The sequence below is a fragment of the Enterococcus dongliensis genome (assembly GCF_031927985.1).
Taxonomy (GTDB): domain Bacteria; phylum Bacillota; class Bacilli; order Lactobacillales; family Enterococcaceae; genus Enterococcus_A; species Enterococcus_A dongliensis.
In genome coordinates this window covers 1-11,758 of the sequence record NZ_JARPZC010000026.1, presented here as the reverse complement: position 1 = coordinate 11,758, position 11,758 = coordinate 1, and the positions used below count along the sequence as shown (strand labels likewise).

At 35.3% G+C, this 11,758-nt stretch carries 12 protein-coding genes and 1 pseudogene; 1 reads left to right on the top strand and 12 read right to left on the bottom strand.

Annotated elements, in window-relative coordinates; translation table 11 throughout:
* Positions 1 to 85 precede the first annotated feature (85 nt).
* The 3 genes from P7D84_RS12975 to P7D84_RS12965 form a co-directional block, all read right to left on the bottom strand.
* Positions 86 to 955 (bottom strand): class II fructose-bisphosphate aldolase, encoded by an 870-nt coding sequence (locus tag P7D84_RS12975; RefSeq protein ID WP_048604702.1) that lies wholly within the window; start codon positions 953 to 955, stop codon positions 86 to 88.
* 298 nt (positions 956 to 1,253) lie between these two features.
* Positions 1,254 to 2,864, bottom strand: coding sequence for a CTP synthase (pyrG, locus tag P7D84_RS12970; RefSeq protein WP_311806689.1), 1,611 nt, complete (start codon positions 2,862 to 2,864; stop codon positions 1,254 to 1,256).
* 187 nt (positions 2,865 to 3,051) lie between these two features.
* Entirely contained in the window at positions 3,052 to 3,498 is a 447-nt protein-coding gene (locus tag P7D84_RS12965) for a YueI family protein (protein ID WP_137603482.1), read from the bottom strand.
* 255 nt (positions 3,499 to 3,753) lie between these two features.
* Between P7D84_RS12965 and P7D84_RS12960 the strand changes: the two genes are divergently transcribed.
* The gene (locus P7D84_RS12960; protein WP_311806687.1) at positions 3,754 to 5,373 is read left to right on the top strand and encodes a SulP family inorganic anion transporter; all 1,620 of its coding nucleotides are present in this window, start codon (positions 3,754 to 3,756) and stop codon (positions 5,371 to 5,373) included.
* Positions 5,374 to 5,426: 53 nt separating this feature from the next.
* On the opposite strand, the pseudogene P7D84_RS12955 reads toward P7D84_RS12960, so the two are convergent.
* The 9 genes and pseudogenes from P7D84_RS12955 to P7D84_RS12915 all read right to left on the bottom strand — a co-directional run.
* Positions 5,427 to 5,552, bottom strand: a pseudogene (locus P7D84_RS12955) (hypothetical protein); the annotation flags it as partial.
* Between the two features lie 151 nt (positions 5,553 to 5,703).
* Positions 5,704 to 6,144 (bottom strand): DUF6557 family protein, encoded by a 441-nt coding sequence (locus P7D84_RS12950; protein ID WP_142976386.1) that lies wholly within the window; start codon positions 6,142 to 6,144, stop codon positions 5,704 to 5,706.
* Entirely contained in the window at positions 6,144 to 7,322 is a 1,179-nt protein-coding gene (locus P7D84_RS12945; protein WP_311806684.1) for a hypothetical protein, read from the bottom strand. Before P7D84_RS12945 ends, P7D84_RS12950 begins: the two co-directional genes overlap by 1 nt.
* Before the next feature lie 42 nt (positions 7,323 to 7,364).
* Entirely contained in the window at positions 7,365 to 8,159 is a 795-nt protein-coding gene (locus P7D84_RS12940; protein ID WP_142976388.1) for a metallophosphoesterase family protein, read from the bottom strand.
* Entirely contained in the window at positions 8,149 to 8,430 is a 282-nt protein-coding gene (locus P7D84_RS12935; RefSeq protein ID WP_311806682.1) for a hypothetical protein, read from the bottom strand. The genes P7D84_RS12940 and P7D84_RS12935 overlap by 11 nt, the downstream gene beginning before the upstream one ends.
* A 552-nt stretch (positions 8,431 to 8,982) precedes the next feature.
* Complete coding sequence (locus P7D84_RS12930) at positions 8,983 to 10,158, bottom strand: ATP-binding protein (RefSeq protein ID WP_139900952.1); 1,176 nt, start codon at positions 10,156 to 10,158, stop codon at positions 8,983 to 8,985.
* Positions 10,159 to 10,274: 116 nt separating this feature from the next.
* A complete protein-coding gene (locus tag P7D84_RS12925) occupies positions 10,275 to 10,832 on the bottom strand; it encodes a recombinase family protein (protein WP_139900953.1) in 558 nt (185 codons plus the stop codon).
* Positions 10,833 to 11,135: 303 nt separating this feature from the next.
* Positions 11,136 to 11,384, bottom strand: coding sequence for a hypothetical protein (locus tag P7D84_RS12920; RefSeq protein WP_142976581.1), 249 nt, complete (start codon positions 11,382 to 11,384; stop codon positions 11,136 to 11,138).
* 6 nt (positions 11,385 to 11,390) lie between these two features.
* Positions 11,391 to 11,645 (bottom strand): hypothetical protein, encoded by a 255-nt coding sequence (locus P7D84_RS12915; RefSeq protein ID WP_311806679.1) that lies wholly within the window; start codon positions 11,643 to 11,645, stop codon positions 11,391 to 11,393.
* Positions 11,646 to 11,758: the final 113 nt, after the last annotated feature.

Genomic DNA, 11,758 nt, shown 5'->3' with positions numbered 1-11,758 from the left:
TATTATTGGGAATCCCAGCTTAAATCATAGATACCGTAAGGGATTTTATTCTTTATTTAAAACTTTGCAACAGAACCAAAACAACTTACGCTTTGTTTGCTGAACCGAACCAGTCGATATGTTCTTCAGCATCTTTAACGATTGCAGCAACACCTGGTGCTAACAATTTACGAGGGTCAAAGCCTTTTCCTTCTTTATCTTTGCCAGCTTCGATATATTCACGAGTTGCTTTAGCAAATGATAATTGGAATTCAGTATTTACGTTAACTTTAGAAATACCCATTGAGATAGCTTTTTGGATTTGTTCTTTAGGAATACCTGATCCACCGTGTAATACTAAAGGAACATCAGAACCTACAGCATCAGCGATAGCTTGTAAGTGATCAAATGCTAAACCTTTCCAGTTTTCAGGATATACACCATGGATGTTACCAATACCACATGCTAAGTAGTCGATACCTGTAGCAACCATTTGTACACATTCATCAACGTCAGCTAATTCACCAGCACCGATGATTCCGTCTTCTTCTCCGCCGATTGAACCAACTTCACACTCAACAGAAATGCCTTTAGCATGAGCTTTTTCAACAACGTCTTTAGCCAATTTCAAGTTTTCTTCAAATGGAAGATGAGAACCATCAAACATGATTGAAGTGTAACCAACTTCGATACATTCTAAAGCAGCTTCGTAATCCCCATGGTCTAAGTGGATTGCAACTGGTACTGTGATACCCATTGAATCAACTAAGTTAGTGATGATATCTTTAGCAACTTTGTATCCGCCCATGTATTTTGCAGCGCCCATTGAAGTTTGGATAAGAACTGGTGCTTTTTTAGCTTCTGCGGCTTTTAGAATTGCTTGAGTCCATTCTAAGTTGTTTGTGTTAAATCCACCAACTGCATATCCGCCTTTACGTGCAGCTTTTAAGAATTCTGCTCCTGATACTACTGGCATAAAAAATTCCTCCTAAGGTTTCTATTTGGTTAAGCCATGCTTAACTAACGTGTTAATTCTATCAAAGTTTCGTAATCTTTGCTACTGCTAACCATCCGATAAAACCTTTACATTTCAACTTTTTTGTTTTTTCTATTAAATGGACCAATAAGTCTTACTAAATTTTCCTAACTTTAAATCAAGAAGGCGTTTCTCTAATTTTAAAAGTCTTCATAAAAACTTCTAACTGATCACGTTAGTCTAATAAAAATATATTTCGCAAAAAAAACTGAAAGGCACCTGGCCTTTCAGTTTTTTCTTATTTTGCTTCTTTATTTTCCAATGACGCACCGACAAAAGCTTTGATCAATGGTTGTGGGCGGTTTGGTCGAGAAATCAATTCTGGATGGAATTGACAGCCTACAAAGAATTTATTTTCAGGGATTTCAACGATTTCTACTAAACGATTGTCGGGAGAAACACCTGAGAAGACCAATCCTTTATCTTCAAATAATTGGCGGTATTGATTATTGAATTCATAACGATGACGATGACGTTCTTGAATGACTTCTTCGTTGCTATAAGCTGCTGCTGTTTTTGTCCCTTTTTTCAGCTTGCATGGGTATAAGCCAAGACGTAATGTCCCACCTAAGTTTTCAATATTTTCTTGATCTGCCATCAAGTCGATAATATTGTTTGCTGTATCTGGAACGGTTTCAGCTGAATCGGCTTCGCCTAATCCTGCTACGTTACGGCCAAATTCTACACAAGCCATCTGCATTCCTAAACAGATTCCTAAAAACGGCACATCATTTTCGCGAGCATAACGGATTGCTTCGATTTTTCCTTCGATCCCTCGATCGCCAAAACCGCCGGGAACTAAGATGCCGTCCACACCTACTAATTTTTCTGCCACATTTTTATCAGTCACATCTTGTGATTGAATCCATTCAATCTCGATATCTGAATCAAATGCAAAACCAGAATGTTTTAACGCTTCTACTACTGAAATATAGGCATCTGGTAATTCAACGTATTTACCTACTAAAGCAATCTTGACTTTTTTCTTAAGATTCAAGACTTTTTCTTCTAATGCACGCCATTCCGTCATATCAGCTGTTGGCACATCTAATTTCAAGTGATCGCAAACAATTTGGTCCATTCCTTGTGCTTGTAATGCTAACGGAATAGAATACAGCGTTTCTACGTCACGAGATTCAATGACGGCTTCAGGCGCAACGTCACAAAATTGAGCCAATTTATTTTTAGTATTTTGAGAAACAGGTTGTTCAGTCCGAACAACTAAAATATTTGGTTGGATCCCTAGCCCACGTAATTCTTTTACACTGTGTTGAGTAGGCTTCGTTTTCATTTCGCCTGCTGCTTTCAAATAAGGAATCAACGTCGTGTGGATATACATCACATTGTCTGCACCAACTTCAGCCTTCATTTGGCGAAGTGCTTCTAAAAACGGCAATGATTCGATATCGCCTACTGTTCCGCCGACTTCTGTAATGATTACATCTGAATCAGTCATCTTAGCAGCACGCATGATTTTTGATTTGATTTCGTTCGTAATATGCGGAATAACTTGGACTGTAGCTCCTAAGTATTCCCCTTTACGTTCTTTACGAATAACTTCTGAATAAATTTTTCCTGTCGTTACGTTGGAGTATTGATTCAAATTGATATCGATGAAACGTTCATAGTGACCCAAATCTAAATCTGTTTCTGCCCCATCATCTGTCACAAAAACTTCTCCATGTTGATAAGGACTCATCGTACCTGGATCGACATTGATATAAGGATCGAATTTTTGAATCGTCACTTTTAATCCTCGGTTTTTAAGCAAACGTCCCAATGAAGCTGCTACGATTCCTTTACCGATTGATGAAACTACGCCGCCAGTTACAAAAATATATTTTGTCATAAATGAAAAAACTCCTTCATACTAATTTGCAGGAAACGTCTAGAAAAAACAAATAAAGCTCCCTATCCAATTTGAATAGGGAGCTATGAATTCACTAAACACTTGACCCTTACTAAAAGGGTGCCCAAGCTGTATAATACCGACACTTGGAGAAAATGTCAACTGTAATTATTCAGTGTGTGCTTTTTTAATCAAAAAAGCGGCTGAAAAAACTTTTCTTTTCCTTTGGTTCTTCCTCATCTTCTGATTTTGGTGGATATTTTGCTTCAATATCAATGGTTTCCTCATTCACCGCATAATCAGTCACTAATAACAGACCGATACTCTCTTCGGATTCAACTGTTGCATCATTGACGATCGTAAAATCAGCAGCATTTTTAGAAGCTAGTCCAATAAACGTCCGTTGCAGCTCTTCAGAGACTGCACCATTGATCAATAACTTGCCGTCAGGATGCTGCTTGATTTCTTCAATCAAATTTTTTTGGTCTTGTTTGCTTCGCATCTCACTTACTGTCATACTCACAAAACAACGTTCTCGAAAGGTTCCTAAATATTTTCGCTGCTCTTCTGGATTGATTCGCGGCGATCCATAACGTCCTTTATCCAGATGTTGTTGTACCTCGTCTTTTGCCAATTGCTTCACTTCCTTAGAGTTCTCTTTGCTTTCAGTATAGCAAAAAAGCCTAAAAATTGCTGAAACTTTGCCAAAAACAAGGATATGTCTTTTAATTATCAGCCAAAAGAAACAGATTTTCTAAAAACATCTATAAAAACCATTGTACTTTTATTTATAGTATCTTATAGTGGAAGATAGTTTAAAAAAAGAAAATTATTTATTAAAAGCCCGTTTATTACGGGCTTTTGTCGTGTTTTCGAAAAGGAGTGTTTTATGATCAAGCGTTATAAGAATTTATTGCAACAGGAATTTCATCATTACTCAAAGGAAAAACTCCAAAAAGATTTATTAGCTGGATTAACGGTCGCAGCCGTGGCCCTGCCCCTCGCATTAGCCTTTGGTGTCTCCAGTGGTGCTGATGCCGCAGCAGGAATGATTACTGCGATTATTGCAGGTGTTGTTATCGGTGGACTTTCAGGTGGATTTTATCAAATCTCTGGGCCTACTGGTGCAATGGCCGCAATTTTAATGGGGATCATTGCTACACAAGGTCTAGCAGGTGTTTTGGTCGCGACCTTCATCGCTGGTGTGATCTTACTGCTGGCTGGATTGCTCAAATTAGGTACACTGACTTCTTTTATCCCATCACCGGTGATTACAGGATTCACTTCAGGAATTGCTATCATTATTGCCTTAGGACAAATCGATAATTTCTTAGGTACAACTTCGGTTGGTGATAGTGCTATTACAAAATTGATGAGTTATAAAACAGGATTCACCCCCAATCTGCCTACAGTCGTATTGGGTTTATGTATTTTACTGCTATTGATCATTTATCCCAAAAAATGGAACCAAGTTTTACCAGCTTCCCTTGTAGCCATTATTCTAGCTACCTTTGCTTCATTTATTTTTAAACTCCCTGTAGCAACAGTCGGTAAAATCCCAACTTCCTTGCTGACAAATGAACGATTGGAACTGGCAACATTGAATCCGACACTTATAAAACAACTGTTCCTGCCTGCTGTCAGTATCGCAATGCTGGGGATGATCGAAAGTTTATTATGCGGTGCTTCTGCCGGACGAATGACTGGAAAAGACCTTGATAGTAATCAAGAATTAGTTGCTCAAGGAATCGGTAATATCATCCTTCCATTTTTTGGAGGGATTCCTGCAACAGCTGCTATTGCACGAACAAGTGTCGCAATAAAATCAGGCGCGCAAACTCGGCTAGCTGGAATTTTCCACGCACTTTTTTTATTTTTATCCATGATTATTTTTGCACCAATTATGTCACAAATCCCGATGGCCGCCCTTGCCAGTGTCTTACTTGTGACGAGCTGGCGAATGCACGAATGGGCGACTATCAAAACAATGATCCAACAAAAAAATCGAACAGCAATTTTACTATTTTCTGTCACGATGTTCAGTACTGTGATTTTTGATTTAAGTATCGCGATTGTTATTGGTATCATTTTCAGCTGTATATTCTTTATCGCAAAAAGTGCTAAAATTTCAATTATTACCGAAGAGATTGATTGGCAAAGAATAAAATTACCGCCATCTGATGTCGGTTCTGACTGGGCCGTCATTTATATCACAGGTCCCTTGTTCTTTATGTCTACGAATCAATTAAAAAAAGAACTCGATCAAGTCGTAGATAAAGAAGGCCTTATTTTCTCACTCCGCGGTGTACCTAGCATCGACTTAACCGCCTTAGATACATTTGCTGATTATTTTTCTATTGCTGCATTACACGAGCAAAAATTAGTCTTTACTTCTATGCAACCAGAAGTAGAAAAACAATTCCAACAACTTTGGAAAAAACAAGAAGATCGTCCAATCCAACATCCAACCGTTGCCCACGCTCTGCATGCATTGCATCAAGACTACTAATCCATACAAAAAGAAGCTGTGAGGAAAATTCCTCACAGCTTCTTTATTACTAATTATTTAGCGATAAATGGGTTGTTTTTCAAGTTGTAGAAAGATTTGATTCCTTTGTATTCAGCAACATCACCCAATTGGTCTTCGATACGTAATAATTGATTGTATTTCGCAATACGGTCAGCTCTACCTGTGATTTTTTTCTTCTATTATATAAAGAATATTATCACTTCAGCACTGGTGTAACAACCCCTTCAAAACAGAAAGTAGGTAGTATTGCTAACTAGGTGTAAATTTCTTTTTAGAAATACTCATCTATTTAACTGAAACGATTTTATGCTACTCCTCAACTCGTTTGTTCATCTCAGATATCCGTTTTTGTTGCTCCTCTACTGTCCATCCATCAAAGGTTAATTCCCAAATTACATCCCCAATAAGCGCTACATTTTCTTCATATCCTTCGACAGGGTAGTTCAGTAGTTCATTCAATGGAATAAAATCTATCGCATACGTATCGTTGCTTTTATATAGGAGAGAAACATGCCAATAAACGTTAGATGCTTCAAAGTCATCTATTTCCTCAGCGACTATCAACTTACAATCTTCAAGACTTACTTCAGATTTATTTGCTGATTCAATAACTTTTTTAAAAGTGTCTACTCGTTCAGCAATCTCCTCTGTTGAAAAGTCCTCCATATATTGTTCTTTAAGATATTTAATAATTTGATTATTTAATTCTCCTACTAATGACTTATACAATTTAGTACCAATAGACTCCATCAATTTCCTCCTATAGCAACATTAGGAACTTTTTCAACAAACCAATCCGGCCTTAACAAAATCTGTTCGAAATATATTTTGGTGTATAGTATCGGTTCAACTTGATTTGGATAATTGTAGCTTTTAATTTCTTCCTGATTATTAAATCTCCACATAATCGACTGTTCTATATTTGTAATAATAAAATCTACATGATGGTATTTATAATTTTTCCAAACATCTTTTTTCTTTAAATTATCCGCCTTTCTGATTCCAAGCCAAATCATAGCATATATCTGAGATGGAATAAGTGTTTCTACTAAGCGAATAAATAGATTAAATAATTTGTCTTTGTCATTCTTATGTTTGTAAAAAAAGGCAAACTCTTCCATCTGATATTCTGTTAACCTGATCAACTCATTTATTACAATATATCGCCAAAGATCATTTCTTTCTTGATCATCTATTAATATAGTATTTGTAAAGTACTTCAAAGAACTAAATAGATAATCCTCGTCTTCCATCGCTAAGTTAAGCTTATACTTCACCCTGTCAGAGTAAAATCTATTTGGAAACTGATCATCTATAGGAAAGGAAGACAAATCACTGCTAGGAGATACACCAATAATCCCTTTTGTTATCAGACGTTCAAGTTCCTTTCTCGCATCAAAGAAGGGAGAACCTGAAACTTCTAAATATTTATTGTATGGGCCAATCTCCTCTCTACAAGAATTTGTAAATGTATATTGTAATAATGTCGCCAGAGCCAGCCGGTCCTTCAAACAACAGGATTCCAAACTTACTTTTTCTTCTAAAGAGTACGCTTGCTTTATTTTCCTTCGATAAGTATCCTGGCAATTATTACACATGCATCCAACTATGTTACGGTGACCACATTCTGAACATTCAAACTTTTCTACGTCAATTGAAAAATATTTCAAGTTTTCTCTACTTGGCACAGTTACGTACATTTTGTGTTGATCATATTTACACGTAGTCTTATTAGTTAGTTTGGGAAAGTTTTTATACAACCCACTGCTTTTTATTTTTAGTTGATTCTCTTCAATAATCTTTTTAATTGTTTTTCCTGTAAAATAGTAGTCTTCCAAAATCTCACGCATTTTTATTTCTGAAACTTCTTTAAATTCATTTCCTCTTGTATCATAGTCAAAACTATTTAAGATGTCTGTACGATTCATTTTAAGTAACCCCTATAACTTTAATATAGTAATTCCTCATAACTACTCTTGATCGTCAACTTTGACAACAAATGATTGAATAGTCCTCGCATTTTCTTCACTAGGGTAGCCAATTGCATTCATGTAAAAAGCAGTATCCTCTTTTTTAAAGCTATCGACTAAGTGGTGATGACCACAAATCCATCGTTTGGCTTTAAAATGGTTTACAGGAGAGACATAGCATTCATTGAATGGAAATAGACTGTTGATTGGTTGGATTGGAGGTATATGACTAACCATGACATCAATATCTACTAATGAATTGTAGAAAGACAAATCTTGATCATGATATTCTTTCCAGATGAATGTTGAATTATTCTGACAAGAAAAAATAAAATGGCTGTCATTACTTTGATTTTTATAAAACTCATAGCTTTCTGCTGTGGTTAAGTTATACCATAGCCTTGATCCAGCAAACTTTACTCTATCAATCGTAACGACTTGATTCTGAAGAATATGAACATTGTCAATTTCACTAAAATGATTCTGTATCTCTAATAAGCGGTTTTCTGAGCAGTAATCGTACTTTTTCCTTTGCGACTGTGATGTAAGATAATGATCGTGATTACCGAAAACAACCAATACATGCTGATAATACAAGCCAAAAGTTTCAATCATCGTAATAGTTTGCAAGTTGTATTCCGAATAATCTCCTGCTAGGACTAAAACATGACCTCTGATATCAGAAACAAAATTATTCTCAACAAATGATCGTATCTGTCGCTTCTGCTTCTGAGGATTCTTGTGAAAAGGAATATAGTGACTTAAGTGAAGATCCGATACATAGTCAACTTGCATAAGTCCTACAACTCCCCTTATGACTTGGATCAAGTTTAATCGTAGAGCCTTTTGGTAGACGTATATTGTTAACCCGTTCAGCGTTTGTTCTAGTCCGAACAACCTGCATCACTGTGTAAGGAGCCTCACGATTAGAATCACCTTTTACAGAAAAATATACTCTTCTTACTTTTTGCCAACCAGCTACTTCGACTAATTCAGGAGAAAAAACTAAGGCCGGTTTTTCCTTTCTTCCTTTTTTACTAATGTCTACCACCTTGATTTCTTCCAATATTTATCCCTCCAGTTAAATAATTTCGAGTAAAAATTTTATGCCGAGTGAACAAACCTACTTTTCTTTTCGGGGTACAAAAAAATGAGTCTTTTCGAGAGAAGTCCCCCCCATTTTTCTGAAGACTGTCACTATGAATTATTTTCTTTTTCACACAATATCGTGCTACCACACTTAAAGAATACTATATATAACTAATCAAGTAAATTTACACAGCTAAAAAAGACTATTAAATAAGAACCAAGTCAACGCTACGACAAGTTTAAATAACTACAAACACATTTATAAAATCTGAATTTTATTAACTACCTAGTAAAATAATGAAAACTCCCACCCAAGGATCGATATCAAGACTATCTATTGTACTTAAAACTTACCTCAGACTGATGGACTTCTCCAAATATCTATTATTAATCTACAAATGACCAAAACAAAAAGTGATATTTCCCTGTTTAACTTTATCGCTAAAAGGAAATATCACTTTATCAGTATTTATTTTATGCTTGTTCAAAATTAGCTTGCTACGACTAGTAAGCCAAACCACTTGATACTCTACTCTAATAACCAGTCAACGATATATTTAATCTCGATAACATTCACTTGTTTCATTTCTTGATAATAGCTACTAACCAATATCTTCTTACAACTATCAGTAATTTTATTGAAATCCTCCGTTGCATCAATAGCCTCTGACAAATCAAAAACGACCTTAGCATATACAGTCTTATCTAGTTGTTTAGCAATAAATCCTATTTCTCTATTATCAAAATATCCAATATCAACATGATAGCCTCGTCGCTTTAATTCCATATATACAATGTTTTCCATGGTACAAGTGTTATCAGTATCTCGACCAATCATGCTTCTACTCAAACCAGAATCAACCATGAAATACTTGCTATTTGTTTTTAAATATTCATGATTCTCAATATCATATTTCTTTGCTTTATCAAACAGATAGCTTGTTTTCAAGAGATTTAGGTATCGACTTACTGTAGGGACAGAAGTTACGACTCCTCTATCATTCAAAGTATTCGAGATTTTAGATGCATTCAAAAATGACCCAATATTCGTTACTAAAAAACTAATAACACCTTTTAATGACGCTGAATCTTTTATGAACGATTTATAAATGACATCTCTTAAAACACTACTAGCAAATATTCCTTGAAGGGTTATATCTTTTGATTCTTCATGTGTTAGCAAGGCTGCTGGCATCCCACCATACTTCTCAAATTCATCATAAGCTTCATCGATGAGCCTTGAATCTGATGACAGCTGTTTCACTTGTAAAAATTCTTTGAACGACAAAGGATAGACTGAAATCTCACTACAGCCACCATGTAATTCGTCTGAAAGGATATCAGCATTTGATCCAGCTACCATAACATCACAATCATAATCGGCCTTTAAATCATTTATCACCCGTTGCCAGCCGGTTACTAATTGTATTTCATCAAGCAACCAATAGATTCTATCTTGGATTTGAAGGTGCAATTTATTTAAAGCGGTTCTTAACTTTTCTTCATTGTTGATAGATTGATAGTCATAACTTTCAAAGTTCATGTAAACAATATTTCTATCTGGTATCCCTTCATTGATTAAGTGTATTTTATATAGCTTCATTAAGGATGATTTTCCCGAACCACGAACCCCAGTCAAAATTTTGATGTCATCAGAATCTTTGAACTGTAACATCTTATCTAAGTAGATAGGCCTTTCGAACACAATTCTCCTCCTCAATGCTTCCTTGCTTCTATTCAACGGATATAAAGTTACGTTTAAATAATCAGGAAACTACACTATTTTTAAAGATAACTTTCAATTGATGATAATCACTGAACTCATTCAAGCTTAGACAAATAACGATAAATTGTTGTACGTGATACATCCCATTTTTCAGCTATCGTTTTTATTGGTGTTCCGTTGTCAACTAGGGTTTTTAATAACTCTAAATCCTTTCCAGTTAACTTTTCAGGTCGTCCACCCACTCTTCCTCTTGCCCTGGCAGCGGCACGTCCAGCAGCAGATCTTTCCAAGATAAGGTTTCGCTCAAACTCAGCAAATGCTGCGAAAAGGTGAAACATTAACTGACCCGTAGAGCTTGATTTATCCATCGTAATTGACTCTTGAAGGCTATGGAAACTTATGCCCCGTTCATTCATTCTATTTACCAAAGTAATCAGATCTTCCATATTCCTACCCAATCTATCTAACCGCCAGACAACTATCTCATCCCCACTGCGAGCAAAATCTAAAGCAGATTCCAATCCAGGACGATGGCTTTTTGCTCCGCTAATATGATCTGTAAAAACTTTCTCACACCCAAATTTATTTAAACTATCTAGTTGTAAATCTAAATTCTGCAATCCAGTTGATACTCTAGCATATCCTATTTTCATTATGTCATCTCCTCGATGTCCCCAGTGTAACATAACTTAATTAAAAACGTATAACTGAACATAGATTTTGTTACAAGTTTATGGACACTTTTTCCATAAGAAATACTATTATTTGAGCAGATAAACGAAATGTCCAGAAAATGGTCATTTTCTGGACACTCCTTTTCACTACAATTTGCTTATATAGTTTGTGTAAATAGATTCAAAATAATAACTTGTATAACTATCATTTTCCATACGAAATAAAAAAAGAAAGCCTCTCCAGAGAACTTTCTAATTAACTCTATAAAAATCAATAAAAGGTCAATCAATATTCTTCCAAAACATTACTTTCTTTTTTGCATCATAACCAATATTTTCTAGACTATCCACAATAAAATTACAATTTTCATTTTTACAAGTACTATGATGTATACCTTGTCTACGTAATTCTTCATACGCATCATAGTAACTAGGATAATTGTCCTCTAAATCGTCAATAATATCTATATATTTTGGATTCAGTATAAATCCACTTTCTTTACACTTCGGACAAATCATTTCAATTTCCAATATAAATTACTCTCCCATCTGATCATTTTCAATTTTAAAATCTATGTTTAGATCTAAATGTAGTTCATCAAAAAGGTCTTCCACATTGCCTATTAAAGGAACTAGCTCAATCATTTCTCCGTTTAGAAATTCGTCTCTTTTCTCTGAATAGTACTCAGTGATTTTCTCCAAGTTAATATCTTTAACAAAATTATAATGTCGTAAATCTTCTTGCCAGAAATAAGAAATTGCCTTACCACTTTTTCTTAATTGATATTCCATTCGATTGTGCTCAAAATCTGGATAAATTCTTTCATTATCTTAATTGTCAAATTAAGTTAGACAAATCATCAATACTTACGTAACTCAAAAATACTTCCAAAGGTGTTCGATAA